The 17,187-nt window shown below is 66.8% G+C and carries 13 protein-coding genes; 12 read left to right on the top strand and 1 reads right to left on the bottom strand.

Annotated elements, in window-relative coordinates; genetic code table 11:
- Positions 1-9: 9 nt before the first annotated feature.
- The 3 genes from nirB to H5P29_RS24860 are packed head-to-tail and all read left to right on the top strand — an operon-like array spanning position 10 to position 5,470.
- The gene (gene nirB, locus H5P29_RS24870; protein WP_154385987.1) at positions 10-2,460 is read left to right on the top strand and encodes a nitrite reductase large subunit NirB; all 2,451 of its coding nucleotides are present in this window, start codon (positions 10-12) and stop codon (positions 2,458-2,460) included.
- Positions 2,461-2,465: 5 nt separating this feature from the next.
- Entirely contained in the window at positions 2,466-2,795 is a 330-nt protein-coding gene (nirD, locus tag H5P29_RS24865) for a nitrite reductase small subunit NirD (RefSeq protein ID WP_067966946.1), read from the top strand.
- Between the two features lie 2 nt (positions 2,796-2,797).
- On the top strand, positions 2,798-5,470 hold the full coding sequence (locus tag H5P29_RS24860) for a nitrate reductase (protein ID WP_154385986.1): 2,673 nt from the start codon (positions 2,798-2,800) through the stop codon (positions 5,468-5,470).
- Between the two features lie 52 nt (positions 5,471-5,522).
- Here the strand turns inward: H5P29_RS24860 and H5P29_RS24855 are convergent, their stop codons facing one another.
- Positions 5,523-6,374 (bottom strand): MurR/RpiR family transcriptional regulator, encoded by an 852-nt coding sequence (locus H5P29_RS24855; protein ID WP_154385985.1) that lies wholly within the window; start codon positions 6,372-6,374, stop codon positions 5,523-5,525.
- Positions 6,375-6,511: 137 nt separating this feature from the next.
- On the opposite strand from H5P29_RS24855, the gene murA reads away from it, so the two are divergent.
- The 9 genes from murA to H5P29_RS24810 all read left to right on the top strand — a co-directional run bounded on the left by murA (position 6,512) and on the right by H5P29_RS24810 (position 17,159).
- Entirely contained in the window at positions 6,512-7,768 is a 1,257-nt protein-coding gene (gene murA, locus H5P29_RS24850) for a UDP-N-acetylglucosamine 1-carboxyvinyltransferase (protein WP_154385984.1), read from the top strand.
- Positions 7,769-7,773: 5 nt separating this feature from the next.
- On the top strand, positions 7,774-8,664 hold the full coding sequence (locus tag H5P29_RS24845; RefSeq protein WP_371818589.1) for a BadF/BadG/BcrA/BcrD ATPase family protein: 891 nt from the start codon (positions 7,774-7,776) through the stop codon (positions 8,662-8,664).
- A gap of 114 nt (positions 8,665-8,778) precedes the next feature.
- Positions 8,779-9,711, top strand: coding sequence for an N-acetylmuramic acid 6-phosphate etherase (gene murQ / locus H5P29_RS24840; RefSeq protein WP_185910192.1), 933 nt, complete (start codon positions 8,779-8,781; stop codon positions 9,709-9,711).
- A gap of 79 nt (positions 9,712-9,790) precedes the next feature.
- Entirely contained in the window at positions 9,791-11,305 is a 1,515-nt protein-coding gene (locus tag H5P29_RS24835; protein WP_154385982.1) for an ABC transporter substrate-binding protein, read from the top strand.
- A gap of 152 nt (positions 11,306-11,457) precedes the next feature.
- Entirely contained in the window at positions 11,458-12,417 is a 960-nt protein-coding gene (locus tag H5P29_RS24830; RefSeq protein ID WP_067964503.1) for an ABC transporter permease, read from the top strand.
- The gene (locus H5P29_RS24825) at positions 12,417-13,250 is read left to right on the top strand and encodes an ABC transporter permease (protein WP_067964501.1); all 834 of its coding nucleotides are present in this window, start codon (positions 12,417-12,419) and stop codon (positions 13,248-13,250) included. The genes H5P29_RS24830 and H5P29_RS24825 overlap by 1 nt, the downstream gene beginning before the upstream one ends.
- A gap of 14 nt (positions 13,251-13,264) precedes the next feature.
- Positions 13,265-15,013, top strand: coding sequence for an ABC transporter ATP-binding protein (locus tag H5P29_RS24820; protein ID WP_067966943.1), 1,749 nt, complete (start codon positions 13,265-13,267; stop codon positions 15,011-15,013).
- 11 nt (positions 15,014-15,024) lie between these two features.
- Complete coding sequence (locus H5P29_RS24815; protein WP_154385981.1) at positions 15,025-16,038, top strand: serine hydrolase; 1,014 nt, start codon at positions 15,025-15,027, stop codon at positions 16,036-16,038.
- Positions 16,039-16,040: 2 nt separating this feature from the next.
- Positions 16,041-17,159, top strand: a complete 1,119-nt coding sequence (locus H5P29_RS24810; protein ID WP_067964497.1) for an anhydro-N-acetylmuramic acid kinase — start codon at positions 16,041-16,043, stop codon at positions 17,157-17,159.
- Positions 17,160-17,187 lie beyond the last annotated feature (28 nt).

The raw sequence follows: 17,187 nt of genomic DNA, 5'->3' as shown, positions 1-17,187 counted from the left end.
AGCACAGCAATGACCGAGAGACTTGTCATCATCGGCAACGGCATGGCCCCCGGGCGCATGCTGGAACATCTGCTGGAAGCAGCACCCGACCGCTACCAGGTCACCATCTTCAACGCCGAGCCGCGCGTGAACTACGACCGCATCATGCTGTCGCCGGTCCTGTCGGGCGAGAAGGCCTTCGAGGAGATCGTGATCCACGGCGACGGCTGGTACATCAAGCACGGCATCACGCTCTACAAGGGCCACAGGATCGTCGCCATCGACCGCGTGGCGAAGACCGTCACATCGGACCATGGCGTCACCGAACCCTATGACAGGCTGGTCGTCGCCACCGGTTCGGTGCCCTTCATCATTCCGGTGCCGGGCACGGATTTGCCCGGCGTGCTGACCTACCGCGACCTCGACGACGTCAACGCCATGCTGCTTGCCGCCCAGTCACGCGCCAGGGCGGTGGTGATCGGCGGCGGACTGCTCGGCCTGGAGGCCGCGGCGGGACTGAAGGAGCAGGGCATGGATGTGACGGTGCTGCACGTCATGCCGACGCTGATGGAGCGCCAGCTCGACCCTGCCGCCGGCTATCTCCTGCAGAAGGCGGTCGAGGCGCGTGGCATCAAGGTGATGACCAAGGCCAACACCAAGGCCATCGTCGGCGATGGCAAGGTCGAGGGCGTGGAACTCGCCGATGGCACCATCATCCCGGCGACGCTGGTGGTGATGGCAGTCGGCATCCGGCCCAATGCATCGATCGCCAGGGATGCCGGCATCGACACCAATCGCGGCATTGTGGTCGACCACGGCATGCGCACCTCCGATCCCGACATCCTTGCGCTCGGCGAATGCGCGGAGGTCGGCGGCCAGGTCTACGGGCTCGTCGCGCCGCTCTACGAGATGGCACGCGTCGCAGCGGCCCATCTCGCTGGCGACGAGACGGCCTGCTTCGTCCATTCCGACACGCCGACAAAGCTCAAGGTCACCGGCATCGACCTCTATTCGCTCGGCGACTTCGCCGATGGCGACGACCGCGAGGAGATCGTGCTGCGCGATGCCGCAGCCGGCATCTACAAGCGGCTGGTGCTCAAGGACAATCGTGTCATCGGCACGGTGCTCTATGGCGAAACGGGTGACGGGGCCTGGTTCAACGACCTCAAGAAGAAGCAGACCGATATTTCGGAGATGCGCGACACGCTGATCTTCGGCCAGGCCTATCAGGGAGGATCGCCGCTGGACCCTATGGCGGCCGTTGCGGCACTGGCGGATGATGCAGAAATCTGCGGCTGCAACGGCGTCTGCAAGGGCAAGATCACCGGCACCATCATTGCGAAGGGGCTGACCTCGCTCGACGACGTCCGCGCCCATACCAAGGCGTCCGCGTCCTGCGGCTCCTGCACCGGCCTTGTCGAGCAACTGATGTCGCTGACCCTGGGCGACAGCTACAACCCTACAGCCGTGCAGCCGATGTGCAAATGCACCGAGCTCGGCCATGACGACGTGCGCCGCCTGATCAAGGCCAAGGGCCTGAAGACCATCCCGGAGGTGATGCAGGAGCTGCAGTGGAAGACCTCCTGCGGCTGCGCCAAGTGCCGGCCGGCGCTCAACTACTACCTCGTCTGCGACTGGCCCGACGAATATGCCGACGACTACCAGTCGCGTTTCATCAACGAGCGTGTCCACGCCAACATCCAGAAGGACGGTACCTATTCGGTGGTGCCGCGCATGTGGGGCGGGGTGACCAGCTCAGGCGAATTGCGCGCCATCGCCGATGTCGTCGACAAGTTCGAGATCCCGCTGGTCAAGGTGACGGGCGGCCAGCGCATCGACATGCTGGGCATCCGCAAGGAGGACCTGCCGGCGGTCTGGTCCGATCTTGGCAAGGCCGGTTTCGTCTCGGGCCACGCTTATGCCAAGGGCCTGCGCACGGTGAAGACCTGCGTCGGCTCCGACTGGTGCCGTTTCGGCACCCAGGATTCGACCGGACTCGGCATCCGCATCGAGAAGTTCATGTGGGGCTCGTGGACGCCGGCCAAGCTCAAGATGGCGGTGTCGGGCTGCCCGCGCAACTGCGCCGAGGCGACCTGCAAGGACATCGGCGTGATCTGCGTCGACAGCGGTTTCGAGGTCCATTTTGCCGGTGCTGCCGGCCTCGACATCAAGGGCACCGAGGTGCTCGGCCTTGTGAAATCGGAGGACGAGGCGCTCGAGGTCATCGTCGCGCTGACGCAGATGTATCGCGAGCAGGGCCGCTATCTCGAACGCATCTACAAATGGGCCAAGCGTGTCGGCATTGCCGAGATCAGGCGCCAGATCCTCGACGATGCCGGCAAGCGCAAGGCCTATTACGAGCGTTTCGTCTTTTCCCAGAAATTCGCCCAGGTCGATCCATGGTCGGAGCGCGTCTCCGGCAAGGACAAGCACGAGTTCCGCCCGATGGCCTCGGTCGGCTATGCGGAGGCAGCGGAATGAGCGAGATGGACTGGATCGCGATCGGGACGATCGCCGACATACCGTTGCGCGGTGCGCGCTGTGTGAACACGCCCCAGGGCAAGATCGGCGTGTTCCGCACCGCCGAAGACCAGGTCTTCGCCATCGAGGACCACTGCCCGCACAAGGGCGGGCCGCTGAGCCAGGGCATCGTCCATGGTGCGGCGGTGACCTGCCCGCTGCACAACTGGGTGTTTTCGCTCGAAACCGGCAAGGCGCTCGGCGCCGACGAAGGCGCGGTCAGGACCATCCCGCTCAAGGTCGAGGACGGGCGCCTGTTCATCGCCCTCGAACTCCGTGCTTCGAAGGCAGCCTGACCATGACGGATGCACGCGAGGTGAGGACCGCCTGTCCCTATTGCGGGGTGGGTTGCGGCGTGCAGGCGCGGGTCGCCGCGGACGAAACAGTGTCCGTGCGCGGCGACCCCGGCCATCCCGCCAATGCCGGCAAACTCTGTTCCAAGGGCTCCGCGCTTGGCGAAACGCTCCGCCTCGACGGGCGTGTGCTGCATCCCGAGATCGCCGGCCGCAGCACCTCCTGGGACGCGGCGCTCGATGTGGTGGCCGGGCGCTTCTCCGAGACCATCGCCCGCCACGGAGCTGACGCCGTTGCCTTCTATGTCTCGGGGCAATTGCTGACCGAGGATTATTACGTCGCCAACAAGCTGATGAAGGGGTTCATCGGCTCGGCCAATATCGACACCAATTCGCGGCTGTGCATGGCCTCCAGCGTCGCCGGCCACAAGCGCGCCTTCGGCGAAGACATTGTGCCCGGCGTCTACGCGGATTTAGAACAGGCCGACCTTGTCGTGCTTGTCGGGTCCAACACCGCCTGGTGCCATCCGATCCTCTACCAGCGCCTGCTTGCCGCGCGCGCCGAGCGCGGAACCAGGATCGTCGTCGTCGATCCGCGCCGCACGGCTACCGCCGGAGAGTGCGACCTGCATCTGCAGCTCAGGCCGGGCACCGACGTGGCGCTGTTCAACGGCCTTCTGGCGCATCTTGTGGGCAGCAGTGCCATCGACCGCGACTATGTCGCCGCCCACACTTCGGGCTTCGAGGCGGCGGTCAGCCTTGCCTGCGCCGACGCGCCGACGCCGAGGCGTGTCGCCGAAACCTGCGATCTCGACAGCGCCGAGGTGTCACGTTTCTACGACTGGTTCGCGGCGACGGCGCGCACCGTCACCGTCTACAGCCAGGGCGTCAACCAGTCGGCCCATGGCACCGACAAGGTCAATGCCATCCTCAATTGCCACTTGGCGACCGGCCGCATCGGCAGGCCGGGCATGGGGCCGTTCTCGGTCACCGGCCAGCCCAATGCGATGGGCGGGCGCGAGGTTGGCGGCCTTGCCAACCAGCTTGCAGCGCATATGGGCTTCGACGATCCCCAGGCGCCTGACAGGGTCGGCCGCTTCTGGCGCACGGTTGCCATTGCCCGCAAGCCGGGCCTGAAGGCCGTCGACATGTTCGAGGCGGCAGGCGACGGCCGTATCAAGGCGCTCTGGGTGATGGGCACCAACCCCGCCGTCAGCATGCCGGATGCCGGCAAGGTGCGCGCTGCCCTGAAGGCCTGCGAATTCGTCGTGGTCTCGGATGTCACCCGCACCGACACCAGCCAGTTCGCCGACGTGCTGCTGCCTGCCGCGGCCTGGGGCGAGAAGGACGGCACGGTGACCAATTCAGAGCGCCTGATATCGCGCCAGAAATCGTTCCTGCCGATGCCTGGCGACGTCAGGCCCGACTGGTGGATCGTCTCGCAGGTCGCCCGGCGCATGGGCTTTGCCGAAGCCTTCGACCATCGGGGCCCGGCGGCGATCTTTCGCGAGCACGCGGCACTGTCCGCCTTCGAGAATGACGGCGTCCGCCTGTTCGACATTGGCGGCCTCGCCGATATCGAGGACAGCGCCTATGATACGCTTGTGCCGCTGCACTGGCCTTTTCCCGCCCGCGCCTCGGCCAAGAGCCCACGCTTGCTTGGCGATGGCCGCTTTCCCACCGCCGACGGCCGCGCCCGTTTCGTCGCCGTTCGCCAGGAGGGCGCGGCGCTGCCGGTCGACGCGGCGTTTCCCTTGGTTCTCAACACCGGCCGTCTGCGCGACCAGTGGCACACCATGACCCGCACCGGCCGGGTGCCGCGCCTGATGGCCAATGCGCCGGAGCCGGTGATCGAGCTGAACGCTGCCGACGCCGCCGCACTTGGGGTCGCCGACGGCGATCTCGTCCGCATCGAAAGCCGCTATGGCGGCGGCCGGGCCAAGGTCGCTGCCAGCGCCGGCCAGCGGCGGGGCGAGGCTTTCCTGCCGATGCACTGGAGCGGGCGCTTTGCCGCCAACGCCGCCGCCGGGTCGTTGTCGGCGCCGGTCACCGATCCATTTTCCGGCCAGCCGGAACTCAAGCACGTCCCGGTGCGGATCGCGCGCGAGCCGGTCGCCTGGGCCGGCGTGCTGATGACCCGCCGCGATATCAGGCCGACCGGCTTTGTCCACTGGAGCCGCGCGGCGGTGGCCGGCGGCTGGGTCTATGAACTCTCCGGCACCGAACCGCCCGAACAGGGCATCCTGCTCGCCCGCCGGCTGGTCGACGTCGTGCCGGCCGACCAACTGCTCGAATACACCGACCGGCGCAGCTCGACCTTCCGTGCTGCCGCGACCGACGCGGCGGGCCGGCTCGGCGAGGCGCTGCTGGTCGCGCCGCAAGGCCATCTGCCCGAGCGCGACTGGCTGCTGTCGCTGCTCGCTTCCGCCGAGCCGCTGTCGCCGCTCGACCGCCGCGCGCTGCTGTCGGGGCGAGCGCCGGTGCCGGTGCCGTCTGTCGGCCGCATCGTCTGCTCCTGCTTCAATGTTGGCATGAACCAGCTCACCAGCGCGATCTCGGGCGGCAGCAAAAGCCTCGACGATATCGGCAAGGTGCTGAAGGCCGGCACCAATTGCGGCTCCTGCCGGTCGGAGATCAGAACGATGCTCGAGGCCTCTCGGCTGATGGCGGCGGAGTGAGCCCTCAGGGCTGGGTGGACAGGCGGACGTCTCAGAGCGCGCCGATATCGGCCTATCGGACCTTGAGTGCCGCCACGGCCGCCTCGCTGCGATGGATGTGGTCGTTCGCATCGGCCTGGCTCTGGACGAGCAGGATGAACAGCAGGTCGGTCAGGGCCAGCTGCGCGTCGCGGGCGGTGATCGACGACGAGCGGACATTGTCCTCGTCGCTGACCGAGTGAAGCACGACGTCTGAAATGGCGCTCAGCGGATTGTCCCTGAGCGAGGAGATGACGACGACGGCAGCGCCCCGCTCTTTGGCGAGTTCGGCGATGCGGACCGTCTCGATGCTGGTGCCCGAATGCGAGAATGCCAGCAGCACGTCACGCGATCCCAGCGACGCGGCGCTGGCGAGCTGTACATGGCTGTCGCTGTCGTGCAGCACGTTGCGGCCGAGCTTCATCAGCTTGATGGCGAAGTCGCGCGCCACCAGCGATGAGGCGCTGACGCCGGCGAGGTGGATGCGCTCGGCCCGGTCGAGCAGGTCGAGAACCCGCCCCACTGTCTGTTCGCTGTTGACCGACATCGTCTGCTGCATCGCCGCGAGCTTGCCGGCCACCAGCTTTTGCTGCACGGCGACGTAACCGTCGGCGCGGTCGATGCTGCCATGGACCATGCCGGGCGGCGCCTGCCATTGCTGGGCCTTGGCCTCGCTGACTGCGAGCTTCAGCTGCTGGTAGCTGGGATAACCGAGCTTCTGCGCGAATTTCACGACGCTGGACTGGCTGCGCCCCGTCTGTTCGCCCAGCGCCACCGACGACAGGCGCAGCATTTCGTCTGGATTGTCGACGATGAACTGGCCGATCTGCCGGTCGGCCGGCGCCATGGTGTCGAGCGTCGCAATGATTTTCGTGAGAACCGACATGAAGCTCCTCGGGGCTCTCTCATCGAGCTGACATCAAGGAATAGAATATTCCAGGCAAGGTTGACAGAGAAGAATATTGCGATCAACTCTCTTGTCAGTTCTGCCGGTTCGATCGGCTGCTGAACGGATTCTTTGATATGGACAAGTTGCGTATCGTCGGCGGGCAGAGGCTGCAGGGCGCGGTCGCCATTTCAGGCGCCAAGAATGCGGCCTTGCCGCAGATCGCAGCCTCGCTGCTGAGCCCGGAACCGCTCCACCTGACGAACCTGCCTGCGGTGAGCGACGTCGAAAACATGCTCGGCGTCATCACCCAGCATGGCGCCGAGATCAGCCGCCAGGGCCGCTCCGTCCATGTCGACGCGAGCAAGGCCTCGTCGCGGGAAACCAGCTACGACACGGTGCGCAAGATGCGTGCCACGGTGCTGGTGCTGGGGCCGCTGCTTGCCCGTTTCGGCAAGGCCGAGGTGTCGCTGCCCGGCGGCTGCGCCATCGGCGCGCGGCCCGTCGACATGCACATCAAGGCGCTCGGACAATTGGGCGCCGACATCGGCATTCGCGGCGGCTCGATCGTCGCCGCCGCGCCCAAGGGGCTGACCGGCGCACGCATCGTGCTCGGCTCGCCGTCGGTGGGCGCGACCGAGACGGCGATGATGGCGGCAACCGCGGCACAGGGCGAGACCGAGATCGTCAACGCCGCCCGCGAGCCCGAGGTGATGGACCTCGCCGCCTGCCTCGGCGCCATGGGCGCAAACATCGAAGGGGCGGGCACGCACCGGATCCTCGTCCAGGGCGGCACGTCCTGGCGCGCGGCCAGCCATCACACCATCCCCGACCGCATCGAGGCGGGAACCTATGCGATTGCCGCGGCGATTACAGGCGGCCAGCTCGAGCTGACCAATGCGCGACTCGAGCACATGGCGTCGGTGGTGCAGGTGCTGGAGGCGGCGGGCGTCAGCGTCTGGCCGGGCGACCGCGGGCTGATCGTCTCGCGCGACGGTCCGTTGACGCCGGTCGACGTCACCACGGAGCCATATCCGGGCTTTCCGACCGATCTCCAGGCCCAGTTCATGGCGTTGATGTGCTGCGCACCGGGCGCGTCGCTGTTGCGCGAGACGGTGTTCGAGAACCGCTTCATGCATGTGCCCGAGCTGGTTCGGCTCGGCGCCAACATCACCTTGCAGGGCACGACGGCGCTGGTGCGCGGCGGCACACCACTGCGCGGGGCGCAGGTCATGGCCACCGATCTCCGGGCGTCGGTGTCGCTGGTGCTTGCAGCCCTGGTCGCCGAGGGCGAGAGCATCGTCAATCGCGTCTACCACCTCGACCGGGGCTACGAGAGCCTCGACCGCAAGCTCCAGATGTGCGGAGCGACAATCGAGCGGCTACCCGGATGAGTGCGGTGGCGCTCCCCCGTTTCTATCTCGGCGTCGATGGCGGCGGCACCGGTTGCCGCGCCCGCATCGTCGATGCGACAGGCGATGTGCTCGGCCAAGGGCTCTCCGGTCCGGCGACGACGCGGCTCGGCATCGACGTCGCCTGGGCCTCGATCGCCCGTGCCTATGGCGCGGCCGTCGAGGAGGCCGGCTTCGGCGCAGCCGAGCTGGCGCGCACCCTTGCCGGCATCGGCCTTGCCGGCATCGGCCGCAAGGGCGCGCTGGAGGCGCTGCAGGCGCTGGAACACCCCTTCGCCGCCATCGGCTTCACCAGCGACGGCATGGGCGCCTGCCTTGGCGCCCATTCGGGCAAGGACGGCGCCATCGTCATTGCCGGCACCGGTTCGATCGGGCTGGGTTTCGTCGAGGGACGCGACCTCAGGGTCGGCGGCTACGGTTTTCCGATCTCGGATGAGGGCAGTGGCGCCGATCTCGGCCTGAAGGCGGTGCAACTGGCGCTGCGCGCCCATGATGGCCGCCACGACCGTTCGGCCCTTCTCACCGAGGTCATGCAGCGCTTCCACAACGACCCGATGGAAGCCGTGACCTGGATGGACCGGGCAACCGCCACCGATTACGCAGCACTTGCGCCCACCGTCATGCGCCACGCCGACCAGGGCGATGCCGCCGGGCGCCGCATCGTGCAGTCGGCGGCAGAGCAGATCGACACCATCGTGCGCACCCTGTTCGACAAGGGCGCGCCGCGCGTCACCCTGCTCGGCGGCCTGGCCAGCCCGCTGGAGCCCTGGCTTGCGCCCGACGTCCGCCGCCGCCTCAAGCCGGCGGACGGCGATGCCGTGTCGGGGGCGATCATCCTGGCCCGACAGCTCGACCTGATACCCATTGCCAAGGAATAATCCATTCCAAAATTTATTGACAAGAGGAATATGTCATTCTAAAACGTTAATGAAAGCCTAGGAGAACCGGCTCCACAGGCTCGTGCATCTTGAGAACCGGGCAGGTGGCGACAAGTGTCAGAACAAGCCTTGATTTCGGAACTGGGGCGTTTGGTTTCCGAGGAGCGGAACCCGCGCACCATGGATATCGACCTTTTGCCGACCATCGACGTGCTCAGGAAAATCAACGACGAAGACAAGCTTGTCGCCCATGCGGTCGAGGACGTGATTCCAGAGATCGCCGCTGCCGTTGACCGCACCATCGCCGCCTTCCGCCAGGGCGGGCGCCTGATCTATATGGGCGCCGGCACCAGCGGCCGCATCGGCGTGCTCGACGCCTCGGAGTGCCCGCCGACTTTCAGCGTGCCTGCGACCATGGTGGTCGGCCTCATTGCCGGCGGCTACAGCGCGCTGCTGAAGGCCACCGAAGGGGCCGAGGACAGCCAGACCAAGGGTGCGGAGGCGCTGGCCGACATCGAGCTGACATCCAGGGACGTCGTCGTCGGGATCGCTGCAAGCGGCCGTACGCCCTATGTCATCGGCGGTCTGAACTATGCGAAGAAGGTCGGCGCCACCGCGGTGGCTTTGTCCTGCAACCCGCAGTCGGCCATCGCTGAAATCGCCGACATCGCCATTTCGCCCGTCGTCGGCCCCGAGGCGCTGACCGGTTCGACGCGGATGAAATCGGGCACGGCCGAAAAGCTGGTGCTCAACATGCTGACCACCGCCAGCATGATCGGCATCGGCAAGACCTATGAAAACCTCATGGTCGATCTCAAGGCGTCCAACAAGAAGCTTGTTGCCCGCGCGGCCCGCATCGTCATGCAGGCAGCCGACTGCACGCTGGAGGAGGCGCAGGCAGCGCTCGCCCAGACCGACAACGACGTGAAGCTCGCCATCCTCATCGTCATGACGGGGATGGACGTCGCCACGGCGCGATCGGCGCTGGACGGCTCCAGAGGCTTCTTGCGGCAAGCAATCCAGGATGCGAAGCAGGCATCCATATGATCCGGGCCACTGATCCGGATAAGTGAGTGATCTGGGCGGCCATTCCGGCCGCCGGCGAAAGAGTAACAGGGAGGATGAAATGACCAGCAAGTTCAAGTATTTCCTAGGCGCGACGACGGCCGTGATGATCGGTCTGTCGGCGGTCGCCGGCCATGCCGATGCGGCGAACCTGCGCATGGCCTGGGCGCAGGACGCCACCGGCCTCGACCCGCACAAGCAGACCGCGTTTTCGTCGCTGCGCCTGCTCGAGCTGATCTATGAGCCGCTTGTGCGCCTCGACGCCGACCTCAAGATCATCCCCGGCATCGCGACGTCCTGGGAATTCGCGGCCGACGGCAAGCAGCTGACCTTCAAGCTCGACCCCAAGGCCAAGTTCCAGAACGGTGCCGCCGTAACCTCCGCCGACGTCAAAGCATCGTTCGAGCGTATCCTCGACGAGAAGACCGGTGCCGCCAACCGCGCCAACTATCTCTCCATCGAGAGCATCGATGCACCCGATGCCGGCACCGTCGTCTTCAAGCTGAAGCAGCCCGACGCGCCGATCCTGACCGCCATGACCGACACCAATTCGTCGATCGTCCCGGCAAGCGAGATCGCGGCCGGCACCATCGGCACCAAGGCTGTCGGCTCGGGTCCGTTCAAGCTCGAGAAGTGGGACCCCAATTCCAAGGCTGCACTTGTCGCCAACAAGGACTGGGCCGGGGGTGCTACCGGCGTCGACGGCATCGAGATCAGCGTATTGCCCGACGAAACCGCGATCCTCGCGGCCATGCGCACGGGCCAGGTCGACTTCGCGCTGCTCAACGACCCGCTGATCGCGACGCTGGTGCCCAACGAGCCGAAGCTCCAGCTCAACCGTGCGCCGCTGCTCGCCTACCACGTGCTGCAGCTCAACCCGGCGCGCAAGCCGATGAACGAGCTTGCCGTGCGCCAGGCCATCTCCTGCGCCGTCGACCGCAAGGCGGTGCTCGACACGGCCTCCCTCGGCGAAGGCCAGGTGACCGGGCCGATTACCGCACCGTTCTTCGCGTCCGATCCGAATTCGCTGTTCTGCTACAAGCAGGACTTGGAGAAGGCCAAGAAGCTGATGGCCGATGCCGGTTTTGCCGATGGCTTCAGCGCCACCGTGATCGCTGCCACCGGCGAGCCGCCGACGGCTGCCGCCGAAGCCCAGGTGCTGCAGTCGCAGCTGGCCGAGATCGGCGTCAAGCTCGACATCAAGATGATGGAGCTCAACGTCTATGTCGACACCTGGCTGAAGGGCGACTTCGACATGGCGGTGGCGCTGAATGGCGGCCGTCCCGACCCCTACACCATGTACAACCGCTACTGGACCAAGAACGGCAACCTGCAGAAGGTTTCCAACTTCGCCGACGACACGCTCGACAAGCTGCTGCAGGACGGCCGCGCCGAGACCGATCCGGAAAAGCGCAAGGCGATCTTCGCCGAGTTCGACAAGCAGCTTGCCGAAAAGGCGCCGTGGATCTGGCTCTACACCGGCTATGGCTACACCGCCCAGCAAAAGAACGTGCAGGGTTTTGTGCCGATGCCGACCGGCTCGCTGGTCAGTCTCGGCAAGGTCACCATCCAGTAGCAACTGCGTTTTGGGCGGCGGGCATCTCCCTGTCGCCGCCCGAAGGCGGTCGCCGTTGAGCCGATGGCGACCGCCCTTGAATCCGCGACCGGCCTTTGCCGGTCCAGCCCGGGAACCGCAACGGCTCCCCAACTCCAGATGGTCCTTACGCCATGAGTTACGTGATACGTCGCCTGCGGGCCTTTCCCCTGGTGCTGATCGGCGTCTCGATCATCGTCTTCATCGCCATCCGGCTGGTGCCGGGCGATTCCATCACCGCCATGCTGGGAACCGAGGCCGGACTTCTGACGCCGCAGCAGCGGGATTCGCTGGCCATCTATTTCGGCATCGACCAACCCTGGCCGGTCCAGTACTGGCGCTGGTTCACCGGCCTGTTCAGCGGCGACCTCGGCATATCGGTGACCTACGGCAAGCCGGTGCTGTCAGTCATCCTCGAACGCTTTCCGCTGACGCTTGAACTGGCACTTCTGGCCATGCTGATCGCGCTGTCGATCGGCGTTCCGGCCGGCATCTTCGCCGCCACCCGCAACGAGCGTCCCGCCGATCTCGGCGTTCGCATCGCTGCCATGATCGGCCAGTCGACGCCGAGCTTCGTCGTCGGCCTCGTCATCATCTACATCCTGTCGGCCGGCTTCGGCGTGCTGCCCACCATGGGGGCGTTCACCCCATTCTGGCAGGATCCGTTGCAGAATCTCGGCCAGATGATCCTGCCGGCAATCACGCTCGGCTGTGCCTTTGCGTCTTCGGTTACCCGCGTCACCCGCTCGGCCATGCTCGATGTTTTGAGCGACGACTATGTGCGCACGGCACGCTCCAAGGGTGCGTCCGAACGCAGTGTGGTCTGGCGCCACGCCTTGCCCAATGCGCTTGTACCCGTGGTCACGCTGAGCGGCATCGAGTTCGGCTACTTGCTCGGCGGCGCCGTCATCGTCGAACAGATCTACGCCTTGCCTGGCCTCGGCCGCATGGTGCTGGAAGCCATCCTGCAGCGCGACTACGCGCTGGTGCAGGGCGCGGTGCTGTTCATTGCCCTCAACTTCATGATCGTCAATCTGCTCGTCGACCTCGCTTATGCCGCGCTCGACCCCCGTATTCGCCTGGAGGGCCGTTGATGCGTGTCGTGAAGGCCATTCTTTCGCATCCGAGCGGCCGCATCGGCGGCGTCATCGTGCTGGTCTATCTGCTCGTCGCCCTGCTCGGCGCCGTCGGCCTGACCCCGCATGACCCCTTGATGCAGTACCGCATCGACCGCCTGCATGCGCCGACATCGTCCTACTGGATGGGCACCGATCTGTTCGGCCGCGACGTCATGAGCCGCCTGATGAAGGGCATCGGCCAGTCCTTCACCGTGGCGTTCTTCTCCGTCGCGCTCGCCACGCTCGCCGGCACGGTGCTCGGGCTCACGGCCGCCTGGTACGGCAAGGGCTGGGATACGGTGATGATGCGGTTCATGGACGTGCTGCTGGCTTTCCCGGCGATCCTGCTGGCGCTGCTCATCGTCACCATCGTCGGCCCCGGCACCTGGACCAGCGTTGCCGCCATCAGCATCGTCTACACCCCGATCTTCACACGCGTGGTGCGCGGCCCGGCGCTGTCGCTCAAGGCGCGCGACTTCGTCGATGCCGCCCGCACCTTCGGCTCCAGCCGCAGCTACATCCTGACCCGGCACCTGCTGCTCAACCTGGTGGCGCCTTTGACCGTGCAGGTGACTTTGGCGCTCGCCTGGGCGCTGCTGACCGAAGCCGGCCTCAGCTTCCTCGGCCTCGGCACCCAGCCGCCGGCCTCGTCGCTCGGCCTTATGCTGAGCGATGCCCGCAACCTGATGGAGCAGGCGCCGTGGCTGCTGGCCTTTCCGGCCGTCGCCATCATGCTCTCGATCCTCGGTTTCAACCTTCTCGGCGATGCGCTGCGCGACATCCTCGACCCCAAGACGAGGAGGGCGTGACGATGGCGCCTGATATGAAGCCGATCCTTTCGGTCCGCGACCTGCATGTCAGTTTCGGCCCGGCGGCCAGCGCCAAGGAGGTTGTCCACGGCGTCAGCTTCGACCTCGGCGTCGGCGAGGTGCTGGCGATCGTCGGCGAGAGCGGTTCGGGCAAGTCGGTGACGGCGCTGTCGACCAACCGCCTGATCGATTATGCCGGCGGCCGCATCACCAGCGGCACCATCGAATTGCTGCGCGCCGACGGCAGCGTGCTCGACGTCACCGGCGCCGGCCGGCAGGAGCTGACCGGCATCCGCGGCGCCGAGATCGGCGTCATCTTCCAGGAGCCGATGACCTCGCTCAATCCGGTGCTGACCATCGGCGCCCAGATCGAGGAATCGTTCCGCCTGCATCGCGGCCTGACCGGCGCGCAGGCGCGCACCGCTGCGCGCGAGGCGCTCGAGCGGGTGCGTATTCCCGATGCCGAGCGCCGGCTCAAGGCGACGCCGAACGAGCTGTCGGGCGGCATGCTGCAGCGGGTGATGATCGCCATGGCGCTCGCCTGCAATCCGCGCCTGCTGATCGCCGACGAGCCTACGACCGCACTCGACGTGACCGTCCAGGCGCAGATCATGGCGCTGCTGGCCGAACTCAGGCGCGAGACCGGCATGTCGATGATCTTCATCAGCCACGACATCGGACTTGTCGCCGGCATCGCAGACCGCGTCATGGTGATGCAGGACGGCAGGGTCGTCGAACAGGGCGACCTGAGCGACATCCTCGACAAGCCGCAACATCCATACACGCAGCATCTCTTGCATGCGGTGCCGCATTTCTCCAGCGGCGTCGCGGCACGGACCGACGGCGCCCGCATGACGGAGCCGCTGCCCAGGCCGATGCTCGAAGTCGACGAACTCGTCGTGCGCTATCCGCTGAAGGGCGGCTGGTTCAGCAAGCCGGTGGGGGCTGTGCATGCCGTCGACGGCGTCGGCTTCGACCTGTTGCCGGGCGAGACGCTGGCGATCGTCGGCGAAAGCGGTTCCGGCAAGTCGACGACCGCGCGCGCCGTGCTCGGCCTGGTGTCGCCGACGCGCGGGGCGTTTGCCGTCGAAGCCCAGGCGGCGCGCCCCGGCCAGAGCCGGCTGCCGGTGCAGATGGTGTTCCAGAACCCCTATGCCTCGCTCAATCCGCGCCTCACGGTCGAGCAGATTCTGGCCGAGCCGGTGATCGCCACCGGCACGCCCATCGACGTCAAGGTTCGTGACAGGATGGCAGCATTGCTCAAGCGCGTCGGCCTGCCCGAGGACAGCCTTGCCCGCTATCCGCACCAGTTCTCCGGCGGCCAGCGCCAGCGCCTGTGCATTGCGCGTGCGCTGATGCTCAATCCGTCTGTCGTGGTGCTCGACGAGGCGGTCTCGGCGCTCGACGTTTCTGTCCAGGCGCGCGTGCTCGAGCTGCTGGTCGACCTGCAGCACGAATATGGTCTCGCTTATCTCTTCATCTCGCACGACATGGCCGTCGTCGAGCGCATCGCGCATCGTGTCGCGGTGATGTATGCCGGGCAGATCGTCGAGATCGGCGATGCCAAATCGGTGCTGTCCGACCCGCAGCACCCCTACACCAGGAAGCTCATCGAGGCCGTGCCGACAATCGACCGCCGCAAGCAGCATTTCGAGCTCGACACCCGCCAGGTGCCGTCGCTGGTGCGTCCGGTCGGCTACGAGCCGCCTGCCGCGACATGGATGCAATACGGCGCCGACCACAAGGTCCGCGCCGAGGCCTGAGGGAAGCGAACATGGCCAGCCACGACATCGCCCAGCGTTTCGAGCGTGCATTCGTCCCGCTCGAACAGGCCGTCGCCGCTGGTCGGATTCCCGGCGGGGTGATGGGGGTCGTCGACAAGGACGGCCGGCGCTTCTCCCGTGCCATCGGCCATGCGCAACGCCTGCCGTCCGAGCGACCGATGCGCGAAGTGAGCTGGTTCGACCTGGCGTCCTTGACCAAGGTGATCTTTACCACGCCGCGCATCCTGGCGCTGGCCGAGGCAGGCAGCATCGACCTCGACGCGCCCCTGACGACGGTGCTGCCGGACTTGCGACAATATGATGCCGACGCCTGGGAACGGCAGGTCACCTTCCGCCAGTGCCTCGGCCACCAGACGCCGTTCCCGGCAGTCGAGCCGATCTACACCTATGGCCGCGATCCCGACCTCCTCAGGACATTTGTCCTGCAGCGCCAGTGGCGGAAGCTGGAGGCGCCTGTCTATTCCGACATCAACTTCATCCTGCTCGGCTTTGCCATGGAGCGCCTGTCGGGTACCTGGATCCGCGGCATGGATGCCGGCCCGGGCTTTGCCTTTTCGGCCGATCCCGACCAGTCGGCGGCGACCGAGGACTGCACCTGGCGCCACCGGGTGCTGTCGGGCGAGGTCCATGACGACAATTGCGCAGCACTTCAGGGGGCGGGCCATGCCGGCCTGTTCGGCACGGCGGCTGCGGTGCTCGATTTCGCCCACGGCCTGCTCGACGGCAGCGGCGCCTCCGCCGACACGATCGCGCTGATGCGCACGCCGCTTTCGGACAAGCGCACGCATGGCTGGGAGCATGCTCATGCCGGCTGGTCCGGCGGCGACCGCTGCAGCGCAGCCACAATCGGCCATACCGGATTTACCGGCACCGGCCTGTGGATCGATTTCGACGCCGGCCGCGCCTGGACCCTGCTCACCAACCGCATCCACCCGACGCGTCATTTCGACAGCGGCATATCGGATCTGCGCCGCCAGGTCGGCGACATCATGACAGGAGCTTGAACATGCAACCCATCTGGTCGGTCGGGCTGATGACCGGAACCGTGCTCGACGGCAACATCGACGTCGCCCTGCTCAAGACCGACGGCGAGCGCATCGAGGCCTTCGGTCCTTACGCGCTGGTGCCTTACGAGGCGTCCGTCCGGCCGATGCTGGAGCAGGCCCAGGCCGAGGCCAGGGTCTGGAACTTCGAGGGGCCGGAGCCGGCGATCTTCGCTGCGGCCGAAGAGGCGCTGACCCGCGCCCAGTCCGCCGCCGTCCGCCAGGTCGTCGAGGGCGCCGGCATGGCGATGGCAGAGATCGGCGTCGTCGGCTTCCACGGCCAGACGGTGCTGCATCGCGGCCCGCAGAAAGGCGGCCTGCCGGGCGAGACCCGCCAGCTCGGCGATGGCCAGCTGATGCAGTCGCTGCTCGGCACCAAGGTGGTCTATGACTTCCGCACAGCCGACATCCGCGCCGGCGGGCAGGGTGCGCCGCTGGCCGCCGCCTACCACGCCGCACTGCTCGGCACGGCAGGCGCGAGCGGCGACAGCGCCATCCTCAATCTCGGCGGCGTCGGCAACGTCACCTGGTGGGACGGCAAGTCCGACCTTGTCGCCTTCGACACCGGCCCGGCCAACGCGCCGATCAACGACTTCGTCAAGGCGCGGGGGCTGGGCGAGATGGACCGCGGCGGGGCGCTCGCCGCCGCCGGCAGCGTCGACGAGGCGCGCCTCGCGCGCCTGCTCGAACACCCCTATCTCACGGCTGCCTATCCTAAGTCGCTCGACCGCTTTGACTTCACCGCTGCGATGGCCGACGGGTTGAGCAACGAGGACGGTGCTGCCACCCTGACCGCCTTCAGCGCGTCCTGTGTCGGCAAGGCGCTCGATCTTCTGCCGCAGCGGCCGACGAGGCTGTTCGTCTCGGGCGGCGGCCGCCACAACCCGACCTTCATGGCGATGCTGGGCAAGCGGGCGGGCGTCGAGGCGGTTTCCGCCGACACCATCGGCTGGCGCGGCGATGCCGTCGAAGCCGAGTGCTTCGCCTTCCTCGCCGTGCGTGTCCTGCGCGGCCTGCCGATCAGCTTCCCGAGCACGACCGGCGTGCCGCAGCCGATGACCGGCGGCCGCATCGCCGGCTGACCGGTTGCAGGCTGCCAACCGCAAGGCA

The organism is Aminobacter sp. MDW-2, assembly GCF_014250155.1.
GTDB classification, from domain to species: Bacteria; Pseudomonadota; Alphaproteobacteria; order Rhizobiales; family Rhizobiaceae; genus Aminobacter; species Aminobacter ciceronei.
This window is presented reverse-complemented; position numbering and strand designations above follow the sequence as displayed.

What these genes read in the sequence shown, in the direction of transcription:
- nirD (WP_067966946.1), top strand. Translation starts at nt 2,466, where the DNA reads ATGGACTGGATCGCGATCGGGACGATCGCCGACATACCGTTGCGCGGT.
- H5P29_RS24860 (WP_154385986.1), top strand. Translation starts at nt 2,798, where the DNA reads ATGACGGATGCACGCGAGGTGAGGACCGCCTGTCCCTATTGCGGGGTG.
- H5P29_RS24820 (WP_067966943.1), top strand. Translation starts at nt 13,265, where the DNA reads ATGAAGCCGATCCTTTCGGTCCGCGACCTGCATGTCAGTTTCGGCCCG.
- murA (WP_154385984.1), top strand. Translation starts at nt 6,512, where the DNA reads ATGGACAAGTTGCGTATCGTCGGCGGGCAGAGGCTGCAGGGCGCGGTC.
- nirB (WP_154385987.1), top strand. Translation starts at nt 10, where the DNA reads ATGACCGAGAGACTTGTCATCATCGGCAACGGCATGGCCCCCGGGCGC.
- H5P29_RS24855 (WP_154385985.1), bottom strand. Translation starts at nt 6,374, where the DNA reads ATGTCGGTTCTCACGAAAATCATTGCGACGCTCGACACCATGGCGCCG.
- H5P29_RS24835 (WP_154385982.1), top strand. Translation starts at nt 9,791, where the DNA reads ATGACCAGCAAGTTCAAGTATTTCCTAGGCGCGACGACGGCCGTGATG.
- H5P29_RS24810 (WP_067964497.1), top strand. Translation starts at nt 16,041, where the DNA reads ATGCAACCCATCTGGTCGGTCGGGCTGATGACCGGAACCGTGCTCGAC.
- H5P29_RS24815 (WP_154385981.1), top strand. Translation starts at nt 15,025, where the DNA reads ATGGCCAGCCACGACATCGCCCAGCGTTTCGAGCGTGCATTCGTCCCG.
- H5P29_RS24830 (WP_067964503.1), top strand. Translation starts at nt 11,458, where the DNA reads ATGAGTTACGTGATACGTCGCCTGCGGGCCTTTCCCCTGGTGCTGATC.
- H5P29_RS24825 (WP_067964501.1), top strand. Translation starts at nt 12,417, where the DNA reads ATGCGTGTCGTGAAGGCCATTCTTTCGCATCCGAGCGGCCGCATCGGC.